This window comes from Janthinobacterium lividum, from assembly GCF_034424625.1.
GTDB lineage: Bacteria > Pseudomonadota > Gammaproteobacteria > Burkholderiales > Burkholderiaceae_D > Janthinobacterium > Janthinobacterium lividum.
Map to the genome: position 1 here is coordinate 3280699 of NZ_CP139976.1, position 22751 is coordinate 3303449.

Here is a 22751-nt window from a genome sequence, read left to right on the forward strand (position 1 = left end):
GCATAAGTCACTAAAAACTTTTACGCACGATTATAATTAATAACCAGAAAGTCATTAGGCGAAGAGTACTTCCGCCATGACCAAACTGATATTGTCACAAATTTAAGGATATCGCGTGCGAAAAAGTTTGGCCTGGCCCAAAGGACAGGCAAAAAGTTTCTCCGCATAAAAATATTACAGCCCGCATAGTAAAGGAAAATACCTTGTTTGCCCTGAAAACCCTGCGCCACGAGACCGGCGCTTCCGCACTTCCTGCCCTGCGGCTGATTGCAGCCGCAGCCCTGGCGATGACATTGGCGGCCTGTTCCAAGCCTGCCGTCAAAGTGGAAGACGTGCGCCCCGTGCGCGCGATTGTGTTGTCTAGCAGTAATGTTGACGTGAGTGCCGAGCTGTCGGGCGAGGTCGTGCCCCGTGTCGTATCGCAGCTGGGCTTCCGCGTGGGCGGCAAGATCGTCGCGCGCAAGGTCGACGTGGGCGCCAGCGTGAAGAAGGGGCAAGTCCTGATGCAGCTCGATCCTGTCGACTTGCAGCTCTCGCAGGCGCAGGCCAAGGCCTCGCTGGTCAGCGCTGAGACGAGCCGCGACCTGGCGCGCGCGGAATTGAAGCGCTACCAGGATTTGCGCGAGAAGAGCTTTGTCAGCCAGGCCGTGCTTGACGGCAAGGATGCGACCTACAAGGCGGCGCAGGCGAACGTGGAAGCGGCCCAGGCCCTGTACCGGGGCCAGGCGAACCAGTCCGGCTATGCCAGCTTGCTGGCTGACGTCGATGGCGTCGTCACGCGCATCGAGGCTGAAGTGGGGCAGGTGGTGGCGCCCGGCGCCCCCGTGGTGCAAGTGGCCAGGAGCGGCGAGAAGGAAGTCGTGATCGGCATTCCTGAAGATAAGGTTGAAACCTTGCGCGGCGTCAAGGATGTGGTGGTGCGCCTGTGGGCCGACCCGAAGCAGGCGTTGCCGGGCAAGATACGCGAAATATCGCCCGTGGCCGATGCCGCCACGCGCACCTACCTGGCGAAAGTCAGCATCCCGGACGCGCCGCAGGCACGCCTGGGCATGACGGCCGTGGTGCAGTTCGCCTCGCAAACGACCACGCCGCAGATCAAGGTGCCGTTGACGGCCCTGTTCAACGAGAAATCGCAAAGTTCCGTGTGGGTGGTGGAAAACGGCGCCGTGAAGCTCGTGCCGGTGACGGTGGGCGGCGTCGCGGGCAATGAGTTGCTGCTGACCTCGGGCGTGAAGGAAGGCCAGACGGTCGTCACGGCCGGCGTCAACCTGCTCAAGCCGGGCCAGAAAGTGACCATTCTCGGCGCCGAACTGGCCAGCAAGCCTGAAGTGGCCGCTGCCCCCGTCAGCGTGGGTGCGGCCAAATGAAGGGCGGCTTCAATCTGTCGCGCTGGGCGCTCGAACACATCCCGCTGACGCGCTACCTGATGGCCGTGCTGCTGATTGGCGGCATGCTCAGCTACGCCAGCCTGGGCCAGGATGAAGATCCCCCGTTCACCTTCCGCGCCATGGTCTTGCAAGCCTACTGGCCCGGCGCCACGGCCTTGCAGATGGCCGAGCAGGTGACGGACAAGCTGGAAAAGAAACTGCAGGAAACGCCGTACATCGACGAGATCACCAGCTATTCGAAGCCGGGCGAAACCTTGATCCTGCTGGAGCTGCGCGAATCGGCGCCGCCCAAGGAAACGGCGGCCGCCTGGTACCAGGTGCGCAAGAAGATCGGCGACATCCAGGGCACCTTGCCGGCCGGCGTCGTGGGCCCGTTCTTCAATGACGAGTTCGGCGACACGTACGGCTCCATCTTCGCCCTGTCCGGCGATGGTTTTACGTACGCGGAAATGAAGGATTATGCGGACAAGGTGCGCCAGGAACTGCTGGCCGTGGGGCAGGTATCGAAGGTGGAACTGTTCGGCGTGCAGGATGAAAAGATCAATATCATCTTTTCGCACAAGAAATTTGCCCAGCTGGGCATTCCATTCGACGCCATCGTGCAGCAACTGTCCGCGCAAAACAGCATCAACGCCACCGGCGTGCTGGTGACGCCGACGGACAATCTGCAAGTGCGCGTGACGGGCGCCATGGTGACCGTCAAGGACCTGGAAAACCTGGAACTGCGCGCCAACGGCACCACCTTCCGCCTTGGTGATTTCGCCACAGTAAAGCGCGAACTCGTCGATCCTCCCAAGGACAAGATGCGTTTCAATGGCAAGGAAGTGATCGGCCTGGGCGTGTCGATGGAAAAGGGCGGCAATATCATCGACATGGGCAAGGCCTTGCAGGCAACGGTGACGCGCATGAAGAGCGAATTGCCGGTTGGCATAGAGCTGCAGCGCGTATCGAACCAGCCGGAAGCCGTGTCCGCTTCCGTGGGTGAATTCGTGCATACCCTGATCGAAGCCATCTTGATCGTGCTGGCCGTCAGCTTCGTCGCGCTGGGCTTGCACACGAAACCGCTGCGCATCGACGTGCGGCCCGGCCTGGTGGTGGCGCTGACCATCCCGCTGGTGCTGGCCGTCACCTTCCTGTTCATGCGCCTGCTCGACATCGATCTGCACAAGATTTCCCTGGGCGCCCTGATCATCGCGCTGGGCTTGCTGGTCGATGACGCCATCATTGCCGTCGAGATGATGGTGCGCAAGATGGAAGAGGGCATGTCGCGCTTCGACGCGGCCACCTTCGCCTACACATCGACGGCCATGCCCATGCTGACGGGCACCCTGATCACGGTGGCGGGCTTCTTGCCCATCGGCCTGGCCAAGTCGGCCGCCGGCGAATACACGTTCTCCTTGTTCTCCGTCAATGCGTTGGCCCTGATTATCTCGTGGGTGGTGGCGGTCGTCTTCACGCCCTACATCGGCTATGTCTTGCTGAAGGTCAAGCCGCACGCGCACAACGACCATGAATTGTTCGATACGCCGAACTTCCGCCGCTTCCGCCGCGCCGTCACCTGGTGCGTGGAATGGCGCAAGACAACGATCGCCGCCACCCTGGCCATCTTTGCGCTGGGCATCTATGGCTTTAACTTTATCGAAAAGCAATTCTTCCCCGATTCCAGTCGTCCTGAACTGATGGTGGAACTGTGGTCGCCTGAAGGCACGACCTTTGCGGCGAATGAAAAGCAGGTCAAGAAATTCGAAGCGTTCGTCGGCAAGCTCGACGGCGTGGAAAGCGTGACCAGCTATGTGGGCACGGGCAGCCCCCGTTTCTACTTGCCGCTGGACCAGATTTTCCCGCAGACCAATGTGTCGCAAGTGGTGGTCTTGCCGAAGAGCCTGGCCGACCGCGAACGCTTGCGCCAGCAAATCGTCGATGTCTTCAAGAAGGATTTTCCGGAAGTGCGGGGCCGCGTAAAACTGTTGCCGAACGGACCGCCGGTGCCGTATCCCGTGCAGTTTCGCGTCACGGGACCGGAAGTGGCCGGTGTGCGGGCCATCGCCGACCAGGTCAAGGACATCATGCGCGCCAATCCGAACACCCTGGGCGTGAACGACAACTGGAATGAATCGGTGAAAGTGCTGCGCCTGGACCTGGGCCAGGACAAGATGCGCGCGCTGGGCGTCACCTCGAAAACGGTGATGCAGGCGGCCAATACGATTCTGTCGGGTACCGTCATCGGCCAATTCCGTGAAGACAATAAGCTGATCGACATCCAGGTGCGCCAGCCGCTGGAAGAGCGGGCGACGATTTCCGTGCTGAATGACACGAATATCCCGACGGCAACGGGCAAGTCCGTGCCCATTTCGCAGCTGGCCCGCGCGCATTTCGTGTGGGAGCCAGGTGTCGTCTGGCGCGACAAGCGCGAATGGGCCATTACCGTGCAATCGGACGTGATCGATGGCATCCAGGGCGCGACGGTGTCGACGCAGCTGGCGCCGCAGCTGGACGCCTTGCGGGCCAAGTTGCCGGCCGGCTATCGCATCAATGTGAAAGGCGTGGCGGCCGACAGCGGCGAGGCGGAAGCGTCGATCTCGGCGAACTTGCCGCTGGCTATCTTCATCATCTTCACCTTGCTGATGCTGCAGTTGCACAGTTTCTCGCGTTCCCTGCTGGTGTTCCTGACGGGGCCGCTGGGCGTGGCGGGCGCCGCCTTTGCCTTGCTGCTGCTGCACCGCCCGCTGGGTTTCGTGGCCAACCTGGGCGTCATTGCGCTGTTCGGCATGATCATCCGCAACTCGGTGATCCTCGTCGACCAGATCGAGCAAGACATCCGCGATGGTTCGGCCCCATGGGACGCCATCATCGACTCGGCCGTGCGCCGCTGCCGTCCCATCGTGCTGACGGCCGCCGCCGCGGCGCTGGCCATGATCCCGTTGTCGCGTTCCGTGTTCTGGGGGCCGATGGCAGTCGCCATCATGGGCGGCCTGATCCTGGCGACGGCCTTGACCCTGCTGTTCCTGCCGGCCCTGTATGCGGCCTGGTTCCGGGTCAAGAAGCCGGAGCCGGTGAGCGCAAAAGAAGGCTAGCAGCCAGCGCCACGGCGCAGGCATAAAAAAGACGGCATTCCTCTGGGAAATCCAGTAGAATGCCGCCTTTGCTTTACCGAGGGCTTGCCCGTTGAGTCCACGGTAGCCAGATCGCTCCCGAGTTGTTAAAATCAGGGAAGTCGCCTGTGGCAAGCAGTGCAAAGTAGTACAAAATGCGGATGTGGTGGAATTGGTAGACACGCTGGTCTTAGAAGCCAGTGCTTCGGCTTGGGAGTTCGAGTCTCCCCATCCGCACCAATCCGGGTTGTTCCAGCCCGGACGTGCAGCACCATCAAGTTGTTCTTCAGCCTCGTTGCAGGCGTCTTTCCTGTTTTTCCTGTTGCCTTTCCTGTATTTCCGTCATCCGGGCTGCCTTTGCTTGCGCCATTTTTCGCCAGAGATCGGGCGGCAGGGAAGGGTCCGGGCGGAGATTTGCCTGAAAAATGGCCAAATTGAGGTAAATCAAAGGTTTTTTGCCCGAAATCTTCGCTCTGGGCGCATTTCTTTGTTTCGGACGGGGCGCCAGTTCGCATATACTAATGAACGAAGCAGGCTGGAAAGCCTGTCTCTGGCGAAATAAAGAATGCCGGGGCAAGAGTAAAGACAGGGCACCCCCAGGCTGTGGCGATTCATTCGCCGCCGCTGGTATCCTCTGTGGCCGGGCTGCAAAGCCAGCCACTTTCCCGAAGTCCTTTGTTATAATGCCACGCTTTACCGAATGATGGCCGGCCCTGCATTTACTTAGAAGCAAGGCTGGACGCTCGGAGCCCTGTCGCAGTACTGGAAGCGGCGGATTGTTTGGTGCCTGGTGCGGGTTTTTCCCTCAGCCGGGTAGACCAGGTCCATTGTCCTGCTTGCAGTACTTTTACAGATGAATATGCGAGCGAGTGAAGCTGGACCCATGTCTTGTTGCCAGTGATGGCGCAAGGGGTCGGGTCTTCTTTTCTCGCACCAACAGTGTTTATTTTTTGGACGATTTTTTACATGGCAACTGCAGTCGAAACCTTGGGCAAACTCGAACGTCGTATCACGATCTCCTTCCCGCTGACGGACGTCCGCACGGAAGTTGAGAAGCGCCTGAAAGTGCAAGCCCGTACGGCTAAGGCACCGGGCTTCCGTCCGGGCAAAGTGCCGTTGAAAATGGTCGCAGCACAATACGGCTACCAAATTGAATCCGAAGTGCTGAACGACAAAGTCGGCCGCGCGTTCAACGACGCCGCCAACGAAAACAATCTGCGCGTGGCCGGTTTCCCGAACATCGTGCCGAAAGAAGAAGCAGCCGAAGGCCAGCTGGCTTTCGACGCAACGTTCGAAGTGTATCCGGAAGTCGCCATCGGCGACCTGACGGCCGTTGAAATCGAAACCGTGCAAGCCGACGTGTCGGAAGCCGAAATCGACAAGACCATCGACATCCTGCGCAAGCAGCGCGTGCACTTCCACACCAAGGGCGAAGCTGGCGAACACGGCGACGGCGGTGAGCCGATCGCTGCCAACGGCGACCGCGTGACCGTCGACTTCGTCGGCTCGATCGACGGTGTTGAATTCCCAGGCGGCAAAGCTGAAGGCTACGCTTTCGTGCTGGGCGAAGGCCGCATGCTGCCAGAATTCGAAGCAGCGACCCTGGGCCTGAAAGTAGGCGAGTCGAAGACTTTCCCACTGTCGTTCCCAGAGGACTACCACGGCAAGGACGTTGCCGGCAAAACCGCTTCGTTCACCATCACCCTGCAAAAGCTGGAATGGGCGCACCTGCCGGAAGTCGATGCCGAATTCGCAAAGTCGCTGGGCGTTGCCGATGGCGACCTGGCCAAAATGCGCGAAGACATCAAAGTCAACCTGCAACGCGAAGTCGCTGGCCGCGTAAAAGCACGCAACAAGGAAGCCGTCATGGACGCGCTGATCAAAGTTGCTGAGCTGGAAGTGCCAAAAACGCTGATCGCTCAGGATTCCGAGCGCCTGGCCGAAATGACCCGCCAGGACATGGCGCAGCGCGGCATGAACGTCAAGGACGTGCCTTTCCCAGCAGAACTGTTCGCAGAAAAAGCCGAGCGTCGCGTACGCCTGGGCCTGATCCTGTCGCAACTGGTTGGCGACAACAAGCTGCAGGCTACGCCTGAGCAAGTCAAGGCGCAAATCGAAGATTTCGCCCAAAGCTACGAAGATCCACGCGAAGTGCTGAAGTACTACTACAGCGACCGTCGTCGTCTGGGCGAGATCGAAGCCCTTGTATTGGAAGAAAACGTCGTCACTTACGTGTTGGGCCTGTCGAAAGTCACGACGAAAGCAGTTGCTTTCGACGAACTGATGGGAAGCAACGCACAAGCGTAAACCAGTTGGTATCCGGGTGCCGGCTCTTGCCGCAAGGTAGTGGCGGCATCCCCTAACTGCTTCACAAGGAAATGAAATGACAGGTATGAACCGTAATCCGGCGCTGGACACAGAGATGCTCGGCCTGGTGCCGATGGTGGTGGAACAAAGCGGTCGCGGCGAGCGCTCGTATGATATTTACTCGCGCCTGCTGAAAGAACGCTTGATTTTCATGGTCGGCCCGGTCAATGACCAGATGGCCAACCTGGTTGTCGCCCAGCTGCTGTTCTTGGAAAGCGAAAATCCGGAAAAGGAAATCTCGCTCTACATCAACTCGCCAGGTGGTTCGGTCTCGGCCGGCATGGCCATCTACGACACCATGCAGTTCATCAAGCCGGACGTCTCGACCCTGTGCACGGGCATGGCTGCTTCGATGGGCGCTTTCCTGCTGGCCGCTGGCGCCAAGGGCAAGCGTTTCTCGCTGCCGAACTCGCGCATCATGATTCACCAGCCGTCCGGTGGTTCGCAAGGCATGGCGTCCGATATCGAGATCCAGGCGAAGGAAATCCTTTACCTGCGCACCCGCTTGAACGGCATCATGGCCGAGCGCACGGGCCAGACGATCGAACAGATCGCCAAGGACACCGACCGCGACCGTTTCATGTCCGCCGACGAGGCCGTTGAGTATGGTTTGATCGACAAAGTGTTGACCAGCCGCGCTTGATGAGCCCCTACCGGTATTGCTAAGTACGTAAGTTAACGCCCGGGCGCTCAAACGTTCGGGCGTTTCGCTTTTATTTCGGGTAGCATGGAGCTTGTGCGCGTTGTTGACTTGCGCCATGGCTAGCGGCCTTTACGGGCAGCAACCATCATCCGGCTTGCGATTTTGCAATATTGTTAATGCAGTTCCAACCAAAATGCCTTATGTCAGACAAAAAATCCTCTAGCGGCGAAAAATTACTGTATTGCTCGTTCTGCGGCAAAAGCCAGCACGAGGTGAAGAAACTCATCGCCGGCCCGTCCGTATTCATTTGCGACGAGTGCATCGACTTGTGCAACGACATCATCCGTGATGAAACGTCGAGCATCGAGACGGTGACCGGTACCAAATCCGACCTGCCGACGCCGCAAGAAATTGCCGCCTTGCTCGATCAGTACGTGATCGGCCAGCAGACTGCCAAGCGCATCCTGTCGGTGGCGGTGTACAACCATTACAAGCGCCTCAAGCACCTGGGCAAGAAAGACGACATCGAACTGGCCAAGAGCAACATCTTGCTGGTCGGTCCTACCGGTTCGGGCAAGACCCTGCTGGCACAGACCCTGGCGCGCATGCTCAACGTGCCGTTCGTGATCGCCGACGCCACCACCCTGACCGAAGCCGGTTACGTGGGTGAAGACGTGGAAAACATCATTCAGAAGCTGCTGCAAAGCTGCAACTATGACGTCGAAAAAGCCCAGCGCGGCATCGTCTACATCGATGAGATCGACAAGATTTCGCGCAAGTCCGACAATCCGTCCATCACGCGCGACGTGTCGGGCGAGGGCGTGCAGCAAGCCTTGTTGAAACTCATCGAAGGCACGATGGCTTCCGTGCCGCCACAAGGCGGCCGCAAGCACCCGAACCAGGATTTCGTGCAGATCGACACGACCAACATCATGTTCATCTGCGGCGGCGCCTTCGATGGCTTGTCGAAAGTGATCGCCAACCGTTCCGAAAAGAGCGGCATCGGCTTCTCGGCCACGGTGCGCAGCAAGTCGCAAAGCACGGCCAGCGAACTGATGTTGCAAGCGGAACCGGAAGATCTGGTCAAGTTCGGCCTGATCCCGGAACTGGTCGGCCGTCTGCCCGTCATCGCCACCCTGGCTGAATTGACGGAAGAGGCGCTGATCCAGATCCTGGTCGAGCCGAAGAATGCGCTGATCAAGCAGTATTCGAAGCTGCTCGAGATGGAAGGCGCGGAACTGGAGATTCGTCCGGCCGCCTTGCATGCGATCGCCAAGAAGGCGCTGGCGCGCAAGACCGGTGCCCGTGGCCTGCGTTCCATCCTGGAACATGCTTTGCTGGACGTCATGTACGAACTGCCGAGCGAACAAAATGTGGTGAAAGTCGTCATCGACGAAAATACCATCACCAGCGGCGCCAAACCTTTGTTGATTTATCAAGAGACTGCCAAGGCCTCCGGAGAAAATTGATTACTGCCGAGACAAATGCATAAAAAGGGTTTTGATTCCTTAATGCATGGCAGTACAATTTAAATCAATGAGTGCAGGCTTCAATCGGAAAGCCACTCGCGGCGCTTAGCTGCGCGTGGCTTTTTTACTGTGAAAACTGCATTTATTACCGTCATGCGGGTGTGTTTTGCGAAATAGACAGAAAAATGTTTGTTTCACAGAATTATTTATTCTCGCCGGTCTTGTGTTTTGGCAGCGAGCGCCAACATCGTAAACACGCTTTCTATAAGGTACGCCATGACAACTTCCAAATTAACTGAGCAAACTCAACTGCCGTTATTGCCGTTGCGGGATGTCGTCGTTTTCCCGCATATGGTGATACCGCTGTTCGTTGGCCGTCCAAAGTCGATCAAGGCGCTGGAAGCTGCGATGGAGCAGGGCAAGAGCATCATGCTTGCCGCTCAAAAAGCAGCCGCGAAGGACGAGCCGTCTCCTTCGGATATCTATGAAATTGGCTGCGTTGCCAATATTCTGCAAATGCTGAAGCTGCCCGATGGCACCGTCAAGGTGCTGGTCGAAGGCGCGCAGCGTGCCCGTATCAACCACATCAGCGATGCGCCGACGCACTTCATCGCCGACCTGACGCCGCTCGAGTCCGAGCCGGGCGACGAGTCGGAAGTCGAAGCCATGCGCCGCGCGATCGTGCAGCAGTTCGACCAGTACGTCAAACTGAACAAAAAGATTCCACCGGAAATCCTCGCTTCGCTGTCGGGCATCGACGATGCCGGCCGCCTGGCCGACACGGTTGCCGCGCATCTGCCGCTGAAGCTTGAGCAAAAACAAGTCATCCTGGAAATTTTCAGCGTGGCCAAGCGCCTCGAGCACCTGCTGGGCCAGCTCGAAGGCGAGCTCGACATCCTGCAGGTGGAAAAGCGCATCCGCGGCCGCGTCAAGCGCCAGATGGAAAAGTCGCAGCGCGAGTACTACCTGAACGAGCAAGTCAAGGCGATCCAGAAGGAACTGGGCGAGGGCGAAGATGGCGCCGACCTCGACGAGCTGGAGAAAAAAGTCGCTTCGGCAAAGATGCCGAAGGAAGCGCTCGACAAGGCCACCAACGAGCTGAAAAAACTCAAGCTGATGTCGCCGATGTCGGCCGAAGCCACCGTCGTGCGCAACTACATCGACACCCTGGTCAATTTGCCTTGGAAAAAGAAATCCAAGGTCAATAACGACCTGGCGAATGCGGAAAAAGTGCTCGAGGGCGACCACTACGGCCTCGACAAGGTCAAGGAACGCATCCTGGAATACCTCGCGGTGCAACAGCGCGTCGACAAGCTGAAAGCGCCTATCCTGTGCTTCGTCGGTCCTCCGGGCGTCGGCAAGACTTCGCTGGGCCAGTCCATCGCCCGCGCGACGAACCGCAAGTTCGTGCGCATGGCCCTGGGCGGCGTGCGCGACGAAGCCGAGATCCGCGGCCACCGCCGCACCTACATCGGCTCGATGCCGGGCAAGATATTGCAATCGCTGTCGAAAGTCGGCGTGCGCAATCCTTTGTTCCTGCTCGATGAAGTCGACAAGATGGGCGCCGATTTCCGTGGCGATCCATCGTCGGCCCTGCTGGAAGTGCTCGATCCGGAACAGAACCACACGTTCTCCGACCATTACATCGAAGTCGATTTCGACTTGTCCGACGTGATGTTCGTGGCCACGTCGAACTCGTACAATATTCCGCCAGCCTTGCTCGACCGCATGGAAGTGATCCGTCTGTCCGGTTACACGGAAGACGAAAAGACCAGCATCGCGCAGCGTTATCTGCTGCCGAAGCAGATCAAGAACAATGGCTTGAAGGAAGAGGAAATCTCGGTGGCCGAGTCGGCCTTGCGCGACATCATCCGCTACTACACGCGGGAAGCCGGTGTGCGTTCGCTCGAGCGTGAAGTGTCGAAGATCTGCCGCAAGGTGGTCAAGATGCTGCTGCTGAAGAAATCCGACAAGAAGGTCATCGTCAACTCGAAGAACCTGGATAAATTCCTTGGCGTGCGCCGTTATGATTTTGGTGTCGCAGAGAAAGAAAACCAGGTAGGCCAGGTGGTCGGTCTGGCATGGACGGAAGTGGGCGGCGATCTGCTGACTATCGAAGCCGTGTCGATGCCGGGCAAGGGCGGCATCATCCGCACGGGTACGCTGGGCGACGTCATGAAAGAGTCGATCGAGGCAGCCCGCACGGTGGTGCGCAGCCGGGCACAGCGCCTGGGCATCAAGGCGGACGTGTTCGAGAAGAGCGACATCCACATCCACGTGCCGGAAGGCGCGACACCGAAGGACGGTCCTTCGGCTGGCGCGGCCATGACGGTGGCGATGGTGTCGGTATTCACGGGCATCCCCGTGCGCGCCGACGTGGCGATGACGGGCGAGATCACCTTGCGCGGCGAAGTATTGCCGATCGGCGGCCTGAAAGAAAAGCTGCTGGCAGCGCATCGCGGCGGCATCAAGACGGTCCTGATTCCAGAGCAGAATGTGAAAGACCTGGCCGATATTCCGGACAACGTCAAGAACAAACTGGAGATCGTTCCCGTTCGCTGGATCGACAAAGTGCTGGAAATCGCCCTCGAACGCATGCCTGAAGCGTTGGCGGACGTCGCTGCGGTGGAGGCTGTCACGGCTGCCGCGGCCAAGCCTGACGCGGCCGGCGAGGTAGTAAAACACTAACGTTTTACCCCTGTTTTCCCCAAACAAGCGCTTTTAGAGCGCTTGTTTTATATTGAAACGTGAATTGCGCCCCCAAAGCGCTTGACACATATACAGTGTGGCTTGTTTAATACGCCTGCACATTTTTTTCGCCGGACAGCTGTGGTGCCAAAAGTGCCGCAACGATACGGTAAACGTTTTATACCTTTGTAATTGGGGATGCTAGTGAACAAGACTGAATTGATCGACCACATTGCTGAAAAAGCTGACATTTCCAAAGCCGCCGCTGCGCGCGCACTCGACGCTGTTATCGGCGGCGTGACGGAAACTTTGAAAAACAACGACAGCGTGACGCTGGTTGGTTTTGGCACTTTCTCGGTCAGCGAACGTGCTGAGCGTACCGGCCGCAATCCGCGTACCAAAGAAGCGATCACGATCGAAGCTGCAAAAGTTCCAAAATTTAAAGCTGGTAAAGCTTTGAAGGATGCTGTAAACTAACGGACTTCGGTGAGGTGACAATCACCGGAAACATTTGGCGGCGCCTTCGGGTGCCGCGATTTCAGGGTTGAAGTTCTTTGAATCGCAACCCTGGATACAAATGCAAGTAGTACTGTGTATTTTTCGGAGTGGTAGTTCAGTTGGTTAGAATGCCGGCCTGTCACGTCGGAGGTCGCGGGTTCGAGTCCCGTCCGCTCCGCCAAAAAAATACGCTCTTAAGGAGTGGTAGTTCAGTTGGTTAGAATACCGGCCTGTCACGTCGGGGGTCGCGGGTTCGAGTCCCGTCCGCTCCGCCAGAATATAGAAGCCCGCGTTGCTGAATAAGTAGCGCGGGTTTTTCTTTTATGCGCCCGATTATCTTTGCCCCCCTCGTTTTAATTCTGCCGCCATGCTTTTCCGAATGGCCCGCGCGCGCATTTAAATCCGCTTTAAGCTTTGCCAGGTTTAATGTCCAGGCTGTCGCCTGGCCGGCCATGCGCCGCCAGGGCAGGGCGCGCGCCCTGATTTACTCTTGCTATAGCGCTATGGGCATTGTAGAATCAGGAGATAATGGCTTGGGCGTCAGAATCCTGCTTTAGTTCCAGCGCCAAGTTGTTGAATCTAAAGGGGAAGTGGACATCTGTCCCGTCCATTCCGCCGAAGAAATCAAGGCGAACGCATGTTCGCCTTTTTTTATAGTGATCCACTCATCCCGAATTGGCTGACCATGTTTGAATTTATTCGTACCCATCGACGCTTGATGCAGTTTCTCTTGATGCTGGTCATCGTCCCGTCTTTTGCACTGGTCGGTATCAGCGGCTACCAAAGCTTCGGCGATGGCGCGAACACCATCGCCAAGGTCGGCGACCAGGTCGTTACGCAGCAGCAATATGAAGAAGCGCAACGCCAGCAGATCGACCGCTACCGCCAGATGATGGGCGAGCAGTTCGACCAGAAAATGTTTGACACGCCGGAAGCACGCCAGAGCATCCTCGACAACCTGATCGCCGAGCGCGCCGTGGCCGCCGAAGTGGGCCGTAGCCACCTGGTCATCAGCGATGCCGTGCTGCAAAAGGAAGTGCTGGAAATCCCGGGCTTGACCTTGCCGGACGGTAAATTCGACCTGGAACGCTACAAGGCCATGCTGGCAGCCCAAGGCATGACGCCGCAGATGTACGATGCGCGCCGCCGCAGCGACCTGGCCCTGCAGCAACTGGCCGGCGCCGTGCAAGGCACCGCCTTCGCGCCGAGCACCGTCTCCAAGCGTTTGTCCGACATCACTTCGGAAGAGCGCGAAGTGCAGGAACTGCTGCTGCCGATCGCCCAGTACGTGCCGGAAGTCAAAGTGACGGACGCCATGATTAAGGCTTTCTATGACAAGAACAGCAAGTTCTTCGAAATCCCGGAACAAGCCAAGGTCGAATACGTCGTGCTGGACGACAGCGCCGCCGGCGAGCAAGTCGACGTCACCGACGCCGACGTGACCGGCTACTACGCGAAGAACCAGAAAGCCTACACGACGGAAGAAGCGCGCCAGGCCAGCCACATCCTCGTAGCCGTCAAGAAAGACGCCTCGGCCGCCGACAAGGCAGCCGCCAAGGCCAAGGCCGAAGCCATCCTGGCCGACGTGCGCAAGACGCCTGCCAGCTTTGCCGCCGTGGCGAAAGCCAAGTCGGAAGATCCGGCGTCCGCAGAGCAGGGCGGCGACCTGGGCGTGATTGGCAAGGATGGCTTGCCGGCACCGCTGCTGAGCGCTGTCGCGAAACTCAAGCAAGGCGAGATCAGCGACGTCGTCGCTTCCGATTTCGGCTTCCACATCCTGACCGTCACCTCGCTCAAGCCACAGCACGTGCGTGCGCTGGATGAAGTGCGCGGCGAAATCACGGCGGATCTGCGCAAGCAATTTGCCGCCAAGAAATACTCGGAAATGGCGGAAACGTTCACCAACACGGTCTACGAGCAATCGGACAGCCTGAAGCCGGTGGCCGACAAGCTGAAACTGAAAGTGGAAACCGTCGCCAACCTGTCGCGCACGCCGTCGCCAGCACTGGGCAAGGCGCCGTTCAACAATGCCAAGTTCCTGTCGGCCATCTTCTCGAACGATTCGCTGAAAGACAAGCGCAACACGGAAGCCGTGACCGTTGCGCCGAACGTGCTGATCGCCGGCCGCGTGGTGGAATTCAAGCCGGCGACCAAGCGTCCGCTGGCCGAAGTCGAAGCGATGATCCGTCAGCGCGTGACCCTGGAAGAAGCGGAAAAGCTGGCCAAGAAAGCGGGCGAGACCAAGCTGGCAGCCTTGAAGGCATCCGGCGATGCGACGGGTTTCGGCGCGGCGCAATGGGTATCGCGCAGCAAGCTGGACGGCATCAACCGTGCCGCCATCGCGCAAGTCATGAAAGCGGACACGAGCAAGCTGCCAGCCTATGTGGGCGTGGACCTGCCAGCCCTGGGCTACGGCATCTACCGCATTGCCAAGGTGCAGCAGCCGGAGCAAGTGGACGCGGCGCGCCGCCAGCAAGAGAAAGACCAGATCGGCGGCATCCTGGCGCAACAGGAAATGTTCAATTATGTCGAGTACCTGAAAGCCAAGGCCAAGGTGAAGATCGTCAAGCCGGTCACCGCCCCAGCCACCCCAGCGCCGGAAGCACCGTAAGATTTAGTTTCCACGCATAAAAATAGCCGCTCTCAAGCGGCTATTTTTTTGAACACCTGCTAAAACTTACTGCGCGTCGTGACTTGCGTCTTGCGATGCTCACTGTGCTAAAGCACAGTTCCGCTTCTCATCCACAATTCACTTCCGCTCGCTACAGTTTTATCAGGTGTTCGGTACACTGGTTTACTTAGCTTTCAGCAACGGCGCCAGCTGTGGCCAGATGTTTTTCAGGATGGTTGGATGGGCTAGCGCATTCGGGTGCATGCGGTCGGCCTGGAACAGCTGCGGCTGGTCGGCGATGCCTTCGAACATGAAGGGCACCAGCGGCGCCTTCCATTCCCTGGCCAGCTTGCCGTATACGCCGTAAAACTGTTCGCCGTAGGCGCGGCCATAGTTGGGCGGCATGCGCATGCCCACCAGCACCACCTGCGCGCCCGATTTTTTGGCCGCCTCACCCATGGCGCGCAGATTCGCTTCGGCCGCCGCCACGGGCAAGCCGCGCAAGCCGTCGTTGGCGCCCAGTTCGATCAGCACGACATCGGGCTGGTGCTTGGACAGCAGGGCGGGCAGGCGCGCGCGGCCGCCGCTGGTGGTCTCGCCGCTGATGCTGGCATTGACGATGCGCGTATCGTTCTTTTGCGCCTGCAGCCGCTGTTCCAGCAGCGCCACCCAGCCCGTGCCCCGTGCCAGCCCATACTCGGCCGAGAGGCTGTCGCCGAGCACCAGCAGCGTTTTTGGTGCAGAATAGGCGTTCGTCATGCTCGATACCAGCAGCAGGGCTGCCGCAGGAAGCAGGGACAGCGTGCGCCGCCGCATGCGGCTGCTGCCCTTGACACTTATTTGTTCACGAAATTTTTTAAGATAGATCAGCATGCCCGAATTCCCTAAAGCGACTTCCACCAGTTTTCTCCCGTCAGAAGCAGCGGCCCAGCGGCCCGCCGCACCCCACAGCCAAAATGCCCAGCCGGCCATCGAAGTGGTCCAGCTGGCCAAGCGCGTACCCGATGCCGATGGTGAGCTGACCATCCTGCATCAAGTCGATTTTACCGTGCAAACGGCGGAGACGCTGGCCATCGTCGGCGCCTCCGGTTCCGGCAAGTCGACTTTGCTGGGCTTGCTGGCGGGCCTGGACACGCCCAGCGAGGGCAAGGTCATCCTCGATGGCACGGATATCTTCGCCCTCGACGAAGACGGCCGCGCCGGTTTTCGCAAGGAAAAGCTCGGTTTCGTGTTCCAGTCCTTCCAGCTGCTGGCCCACCTGACGGCGCTGGAGAACGTCATGCTGCCGCTGGAATTGCGCGGCGACCCGGATGCGAAAGAGAAGGCACAAGCCATGCTGGGCAGAGTCAACCTGGGCAGCCGCCTGAAACACTATCCGAAATACCTGTCCGGCGGGGAGCAGCAGCGCGTGGCCCTGGCCCGCGCGTTCGTGACGGAACCGCCGCTGCTGTTCGCCGACGAACCGACGGGCAGCCTCGATGCGGCCACCGGCGAGGCCGTGATCCAGCTGATGTTCGAACTGAACCGCGAACGCGGCTCGACCCTGGTGCTGGTCACGCACGACAGCTCGATCGCGGCCCGCTGCGGCCGCACCATCACGATTGCGGCGGGCCGATTGGTGTGATTGTTGCGCGTGTTTGTCGGATTACGCGTTCCGCTAATCCGACCTACCCGACCTCCGAGGTGTAGGTTGGATTAGCGCAGCGTAATCCAACGCACCCACGCCATACGCTTATGCCGACAAGGCATTGATCAACTTGCGTATGGCCGGGATCAGCTCCCCCGCCGTCAACCCGATGGGGCCGCTGCCTGCCGCCACCAGCGCATCGGCGGCGGCGCCATGCAGCCAGACGGCGCCCAGCGCCGCCTCCCATTCGGGCCAGCGCTGCGCCAGCAGGCTGCCGCATAGGCCGGACAACACGTCGCCCGTGCCGGCCGTCGCCAGCGCGGGGCCGCCCGTGTTGTTGACGACGACCTGGCCGTCGGGCGCGGCGATCACCGTGCCCGAACCTTTTAATACCACGATCGCGCCCAGCTGCGTGGCCAGCTGGCGCGCCGCGCCCAGGCGGTCGGCCTGCACTTCGGCCACCGTCATGTCGAGCAGGCGTGCCGCTTCCAGCGGATGCGGCGTCAATATCGTCGCTCCCGCACCCGTGCGCACGGCCAGCGCCGATTGCAGCTCCGGTTCGGCCGCCATCAGGTTCAGCGCGTCCGCGTCCAGCAGCAGGGGGCTGTCGCTGTCAATGGCACGCTGCAGCAGTTCCACCGTATCGGCCTTGTCGCCGAGGCCGGGGCCGGCCACCAGGGCCGCGAAGTGCAGGCCCGAGAAATCCACGTCCTTGGCGTGCCGGCACATGAGTTCCGGCTGGCCGCTGTCGAAGGCGGGCGGTGCGTCGGGAAACGCGATATACACGCGTCCCGCGCCCGCATGCAGGGCTGTGCGGGCGGCCAGGATGGGCGCGCCGGCCATGCCTTGCGCGCCGCCGATGACGGCCACGCTACCGTAGCTGCCCTTGTGCGTATTCTGGCGCCGTGGCTGCAGCTGGCGGGCGAACAGGTGCAGGCCGCCCAGCTGCGCCTTCGCCGCGGGCAGCAGGGCAGGGGCTATGGCCAGGGCCGCCACTTCCACTTCCCCCGCATGGTCGCGGCCATTCGCCGTGTGCAGGCCCGGCTTGTCGCCGATGAAGGTGAGCGTATGCGTGGCGCGGATGGCGACGCCGTCGATGGCGCCCGTGTCCGCGTGCAGGCCGCTGGGCACGTCGAGCGCCAGCACGGGGCAATCGAGATTGTTGACCAGCTGCGCCATGTCGCGGCATTCGCCGTCCAGGGGACGCGACGCGCCGATGCCGAACAGGCCATCGATGACGAGGTGCCAGGGCGCCGCGCCCACTGCCGCAGACGCCATCGAAGTTGCCGCTTCCATGAAGCGCGCGGCGCTGTTGCGCGCGCGGCTCAGCGCCTGTTCGCGCTCGGGCGACGTGGCTTGCGCCTCGGGCGCCAGCCAGACGAGCACCTCGGTGCCGCTGCCGGCCAGGTGCGCGGCCGCTTCCAGCGCGTCGCCGCCGTTGTCGCCGGGGCCGGCCAGCACCAGTACGCGCCGGTGGCCCGCGCCGTCGCCATCTTCCTGGGTGTGCAGCAGCTTCAGGGCGGTACTGGCGGCAGCCTGGCCCGCGCGCTGCATCAGCAGCCCTTGCGGCAGGTCCTGCATGGCCGCTTGTTCGATGGCGCGCAGTTCGGCGATGGAGTACAGCGGTGTTGCAGAGTCGATCAGGGGCATGGAGCGTGTTCCGTTAGTCAGCATGTTTTCAACATAAGGCCGAAGCGGTCGAAAGGCAAGGCGCGCACGCCTGAAACGCGTCCCTGTTTGGCGGCTACAATAGCCATCTCACATAAGCGCGGGGGCAAGGCGATGGACTGGCAATTCTGGATCGACCGGGGCGGCACCTTTACGGACATCGTGGCGCGCCGTCCTGACGGCAGCCTGGCCACCTTCAAGCTGCTGTCGGAAAACCCGGGCCAGTATCGCGACGCGGCGCTGGCCGGCATGCGCCAGCTGATGGGCCTTGCGCCTGGCGCGCCGCTGCCCGTGGAACAGGTGGGCGCCATCAAGATGGGCACGACGGTCGCCACCAATGCGCTGCTCGAACGCAAGGGCGAGCCCACCGTGCTGGCCATCACGCGCGGTTTTCGCGACGCCTTGCGCATCGCCTACCAGAACCGCCCGCAGCTGTTCGCCCGCCAGATCATCCTGCCCGAACTGCTGTACGGCGACGTGATCGAGATCGATGAAAGGGTGGGCGCCCATGGCGACGTCGTGATGCCGCTCGACGAGGCGGCCGCGCAGGCCGCGCTGGACCAGGCCTATGCGCGCGGCGTGCGCGCCATTGCGATCGTGCTGATGCACGGCTACCGCTATCACGCGCACGAGGCGCGGGTGGCGCAGCTGGCGCGCGAGGCCGGTTTCACGCAGGTGTCCGTGTCGCACGAGGTCAGCCCCATGATGAAACTGGTGGCGCGCGGCGACACCACGGTGGTCGATGCCTATCTGTCGCCTATCCTGCGCCGCTACGTCGACCAGCTGGCGATGGAGCTGCCCGGCGTGCACCTGCAATTCATGCAGTCGAACGGCGGCTTGACGGATGCGCGCGCCTTCCAGGGCAAGGACAGCATTCTGTCCGGTCCCGCGGGCGGCATCGTCGGCATGGTGCGCGCCAGCGCGCTGGCCGGTTTCGATAGAGTCATCGGCTTCGACATGGGCGGCACGTCCACCGACGTGTCGCATTACGCGGGCGAGTTCGAACGGGTGTTCGAGACGCAGATCGCCGGCGTGCGCATGCGCGCACCCATGATGAGCATCCACACGGTGGCCGCGGGCGGCGGCTCCATCCTGCATTTCGACGGCGCCCGCTACAAGGTGGGGCCGGACAGCGCGGGCGCCAATCCCGGCCCCGCCAGCTACCGGCGCGGCGGCCCGCTGGCCGTCACCGACTGCAACGTCATGCTGGGCAAGCTGCAGCCCGCGTTCTTCCCCCGGGTTTTCGGCCCCGACGCGAACGAAGCGCTGGACGTGGCCACGGTGCGGGCCCAGTTCGAGGCGCTGGCGCGCACGGTGAGCTCCACCCCGGAGCAGGTGGCCGAAGGCTATATCGCCATCGCCGTGGGCAATATGGCCAACGCCATCAAGCAGATTTCCGTGCAGCGCGGCCACGACGTCACGGAATACACTCTGACCAGCTTTGGCGGCGCGGGCGGCCAGCACGCCTGCCTGGTGGCCGACGCGCTGGGCATGCGCACGGTGTTCATCCACAGCCTGGCTGGCGTGATGTCGGCCTACGGCATGGGCCTGGCCGACCAGAGCGCCATGCGCGAACAGGCCATCGAGGCGGTATTGGGTGTGGATCTCGCTGGCGCTTTCGCGCAACTGGGCGAACTGGCGCGGGGCGACTTGCTGCGCCAGGGCGTGGCAGGGGAGCGCATCGCGCTGGTGTCGCGCGTGCACCTGCGCTACGAAGGCACGGATTCGGCCCTCGTCGTGCTGTTCGATACGGTCGCCAGCATGCAGGCGCAGTTCGAAGCGGCGTATAAAAAACGCTTTTCCTTTCTGATGCCGGCGCGCGCGCTGATCGTCGAGGCGATCTCCGTGGAAGCCCTCGGCGCATCCGATGCGCCGCAGCCGGCCGAGCCGGTCCATGCGGCGCGCGCGGGCGCGCTGGCGCCCCTGCAGACGGTGGACATGTACTGCGCCGGAGCGTGGCGGCCAAGCGGCCTGTATGCGGCAGACAGCCTGCGTCCCGGCGATGCCATCGATGGACCGGCCATCGTCAGCGACGCCAATGCCACCACCGTCATCGAACCGGGCTGGCGCGCGGACGTCACGGCGCATGGGCATTTGATCTTGCGCAGGGTCGCCGCCTTGCCGGAGCGGCACGCCATCGGGACCAATGCGGACCCCGTGATGCTGGAAATCTTCAACAACCTGTTCATGTCGATTGCCGAGCAGATGGGCCTGCGCCTGCAAAATACGGCCCATTCCGTCAACATCAAGGAGCGGCTCGACTTCAGCTGCGCCATCTTCGATGCGCAAGGCCATTTGATCGCCAATGCGCCGCACATGCCCGTGCATCTGGGGTCCATGGGCGAGAGCATCCGCACGGTCATGACGCGCAATGCAGGCGCCATGCGGCCGGGCGACGTGTACATGCTGAACGACCCGTACCACGGCGGCACGCACTTGCCCGACGTGACGGTGATCTCGCCCGTCTTCGATGAAAAGGGAGAATCCATCCTGTTCTACGTGGGCTCGCGCGGCCACCATGCCGATATCGGCGGCACCACGCCCGGTTCCATGCCGCCCGACTCCACGCGCATCGAGGAAGAGGGCGTGTTGATCGACAATTTCAAGCTGGTCGACGGCGCCACGGGTTTGTTACGCGAGGCGGAAACACTGTCCCTGCTGGCGGGCGCCAGCTGGCCGGCCCGTAATCCCCGGCAAAACCTGGCCGACCTGCGCGCCCAAGTGGCGGCCAATCAGAAGGGGGCCGAGGAACTGCACAAGATGGTCGCGCATTTCGGCCACGCCGTCGTGCAAGCCTACATGGGCCACGTGCAGGACAATGCCGAGGAAGCCGTGCGCAGGGTCATCACGACCTTGAAGGATGGCAGCTACGCGCTGGACCTCGATAACGGCGCGCGCATCCAGGTGGCGATCAAGGTCGACGTGGCGCGGCGCAGCGCCGTCATCGACTTTACGGGGACCTCAAGCCAGCTGCCGAACAATTTCAATGCGCCGTCCGCCGTCTGCATGGCGGCCGTGCTGTACGTGTTCCGTACCCTGGTCGACGACGAGATTCCCTTGAACGCGGGCTGCCTGAAACCTTTGACCGTGATCATCCCGCCCGGCTCCATGCTCAACCCGCAGTATCCGGCCTCCGTCGTCTCGGGCAACGTGGAAACCTCGACCTGCATCACGAACGCCCTGTATGGCGCGCTGGGGGCCATGGCCGCCTCGCAGGGGACGATGAACAATTTCACGTTCGGCAGCGCCAAATACCAGTATTACGAGACGATATCGGGCGGCTCGGGCGCCGGCCCTGGTTTTGACGGCACGGACGTGGTGCAGACGAACATGACCAATTCGCGCCTGACGGACCCGGAAATCCTCGAGTGGCGCTTCCCCGTGCGCCTGGACAGCTACAGCATCCGCGCCGGATCGGGCGGGGCGGGGCGCTGGCACGGCGGCAATGGCGGCGTGCGCCGGGTGCGCTTCCTGGAGCCGATGACGGCGGCGATCCTGTCGAACAACCGCATCCATCCGCCTTTCGGCATGGACGGCGGCGAGGCGGGCGCGCTGGGACGCAATTACGTGGAGCGGGCGGACGGCACGGTGGAGCACCTGGCGCATATCGGCAAGACCGGTATGCTGGCGGGCGACGTGTTCGTCATCGAGACGCCGGGCGGCGGCGGTTACGGCAAGACGGAATAGGCCATGTCGGCACTGGCACTGGAACCGCTGAGCTGCGCGCGCACCTGGCCCACGTCGCGCATGGGCGCGCGGCCGAACTGGCGGCTGTATTCGCGGCTGAACTGCGATTCGCTGGCGTAGCCGACGCGGTAGCCGGCCGTGCCCGCGTCGATCTGCTCGACCAGCATCAAGCGCCGCGCTTCCTGCAGGCGCAGCAGCTTCTGGTACTGCATCGGCGTCATGGCCGTGATCGCCTTGAAGTGGTGGTGCAGCGACGACATGCTCATGTTCGCCATGCCGGCCAGGTGCTCGATGCGCAGCGGTTCGCAATAATTGTGCTTGATCCAGTCGATGGCTTGCCCCACCTGGTGCGACTGGCTGCTGGCCAGCGCCATGTGGCGCAGGCGCGCGCCGACAGGACCATTGAGCAGGCGGTAGGTCAGCTCGCGGCGGATCAATGGCGCCAGCGTGGCGATTTCTCCCGGCTTGTCGAGCAGGCGCACGAGGCGCAGCATGGCGTCGAGCAGCTCGGCCGACACGTCGCTGACGGAAATGCCGCGCGTGGCGGGCAGGATTTTCTGCTGCGCCGCGCTTGCGCTGCTGCTTTCGCTGTCGAGCAGCGCGGCCACGTCGGCGATGTCGATGCCCAGCACCACGCACAGATGCGGTTTGTCGACGCTCGCCTCCACCACGCGCACCTGCACCGGCAGGTCGACGGAGGTCAGCAGATACTGCATGCGGCTGTAGTGGAAGGTTTCGCTGCCCAGGGTGACGTCCTTCGCCCCTTGCGCAATGATGGCCACGCTGGGGCGCGCCGCATGGAACAGCGATTCCGTGACGGATGACTGGCGGTGGAAGGTGAGGTTGCCGATGGCCGTCGTGTAGTCGCCCGTGCGCGGCGCGTGGCGGCTGATCAGGGCGGCGATTTCATCTTGCGGCGGGAGTGGTGTGGGCAGGGTGGACATGTGGGCCAGTATGCGTCAGGTAGGAAAGGGCAGGGGCTGATCTTACGCAGATTTGGAGGATCGTGCAAA

13 protein-coding genes and 3 tRNA genes are annotated in these 22751 nt (G+C 61.4%); 13 read left to right on the forward strand and 3 right to left on the reverse strand.

The window, feature by feature from the left end; translation table 11 throughout:
* Positions 1-203 precede the first annotated feature (203 nt).
* From U0004_RS14830 to U0004_RS14880, 11 genes are all read left to right on the forward strand, one after another.
* Entirely contained in the window at positions 204-1367 is a 1164-nt protein-coding gene (locus U0004_RS14830; RefSeq protein ID WP_070256147.1) for an efflux RND transporter periplasmic adaptor subunit, read from the forward strand.
* Complete coding sequence (locus U0004_RS14835) at positions 1364-4462, forward strand: efflux RND transporter permease subunit (protein WP_070256143.1); 3099 nt, start codon at positions 1364-1366, stop codon at positions 4460-4462. The genes U0004_RS14830 and U0004_RS14835 overlap by 4 nt, the downstream gene beginning before the upstream one ends.
* A gap of 175 nt (positions 4463-4637) precedes the next feature.
* Positions 4638-4720 (forward strand) — tRNA-Leu (locus U0004_RS14840).
* A 726-nt stretch (positions 4721-5446) separates the two neighbouring features.
* Entirely contained in the window at positions 5447-6787 is a 1341-nt protein-coding gene (gene tig, locus U0004_RS14845) for a trigger factor (RefSeq protein WP_070256539.1), read from the forward strand.
* Positions 6788-6872: 85 nt separating this feature from the next.
* Positions 6873-7490 carry an ATP-dependent Clp endopeptidase proteolytic subunit ClpP gene (gene clpP / locus U0004_RS14850; protein WP_369811567.1) on the forward strand — a complete coding sequence of 206 codons (618 nt, stop codon included), beginning with the start codon at positions 6873-6875 and terminating at the stop codon, positions 7488-7490.
* Between the two features lie 200 nt (positions 7491-7690).
* Positions 7691-8959 carry an ATP-dependent Clp protease ATP-binding subunit ClpX gene (clpX, locus tag U0004_RS14855; protein WP_034787303.1) on the forward strand — a complete coding sequence of 423 codons (1269 nt, stop codon included), beginning with the start codon at positions 7691-7693 and terminating at the stop codon, positions 8957-8959.
* A gap of 276 nt (positions 8960-9235) precedes the next feature.
* Positions 9236-11647, forward strand: a complete 2412-nt coding sequence (lon, locus tag U0004_RS14860; protein ID WP_034787304.1) for an endopeptidase La — start codon at positions 9236-9238, stop codon at positions 11645-11647.
* A 204-nt stretch (positions 11648-11851) separates the two neighbouring features.
* A complete protein-coding gene (locus tag U0004_RS14865) occupies positions 11852-12124 on the forward strand; it encodes an HU family DNA-binding protein (protein WP_010398442.1) in 273 nt (90 codons plus the stop codon).
* 125 nt (positions 12125-12249) lie between these two features.
* A tRNA-Asp gene (locus U0004_RS14870) sits at positions 12250-12326 on the forward strand.
* Positions 12327-12343: 17 nt separating this feature from the next.
* Positions 12344-12420, forward strand: a tRNA-Asp gene (locus U0004_RS14875).
* Positions 12421-12830: 410 nt separating this feature from the next.
* Entirely contained in the window at positions 12831-14756 is a 1926-nt protein-coding gene (locus U0004_RS14880) for a SurA N-terminal domain-containing protein (RefSeq protein ID WP_070259836.1), read from the forward strand.
* A gap of 183 nt (positions 14757-14939) precedes the next feature.
* Here the strand turns inward: U0004_RS14880 and U0004_RS14885 are convergent, their stop codons facing one another.
* Positions 14940-15572: an arylesterase gene (locus U0004_RS14885; RefSeq protein WP_034787626.1), complete on the reverse strand. Its 633-nt coding sequence runs from the start codon at positions 15570-15572 to the stop codon at positions 14940-14942.
* A 55-nt stretch (positions 15573-15627) separates the two neighbouring features.
* On the opposite strand from U0004_RS14885, the gene U0004_RS14890 reads away from it, so the two are divergent.
* Positions 15628-16380 carry an ABC transporter ATP-binding protein gene (locus U0004_RS14890; protein ID WP_070259770.1) on the forward strand — a complete coding sequence of 251 codons (753 nt, stop codon included), beginning with the start codon at positions 15628-15630 and terminating at the stop codon, positions 16378-16380.
* Positions 16381-16488: 108 nt separating this feature from the next.
* On the opposite strand, the gene U0004_RS14895 is transcribed toward U0004_RS14890, so the two are convergent.
* Positions 16489-18033, reverse strand: a complete 1545-nt coding sequence (locus U0004_RS14895; protein WP_070259772.1) for a bifunctional ADP-dependent NAD(P)H-hydrate dehydratase/NAD(P)H-hydrate epimerase — start codon at positions 18031-18033, stop codon at positions 16489-16491.
* 132 nt (positions 18034-18165) lie between these two features.
* Between U0004_RS14895 and U0004_RS14900 the strand changes: the two genes are divergently transcribed.
* On the forward strand, positions 18166-21738 hold the full coding sequence (locus tag U0004_RS14900; protein ID WP_070259774.1) for a hydantoinase B/oxoprolinase family protein: 3573 nt from the start codon (positions 18166-18168) through the stop codon (positions 21736-21738).
* On the opposite strand, the gene U0004_RS14905 is transcribed toward U0004_RS14900, so the two are convergent.
* Positions 21720-22682 carry an AraC family transcriptional regulator gene (locus U0004_RS14905; protein ID WP_070259776.1) on the reverse strand — a complete coding sequence of 321 codons (963 nt, stop codon included), beginning with the start codon at positions 22680-22682 and terminating at the stop codon, positions 21720-21722. The two genes, U0004_RS14900 and U0004_RS14905, sit on opposite strands and share 19 nt — an antisense overlap.
* Positions 22683-22751 lie beyond the last annotated feature (69 nt).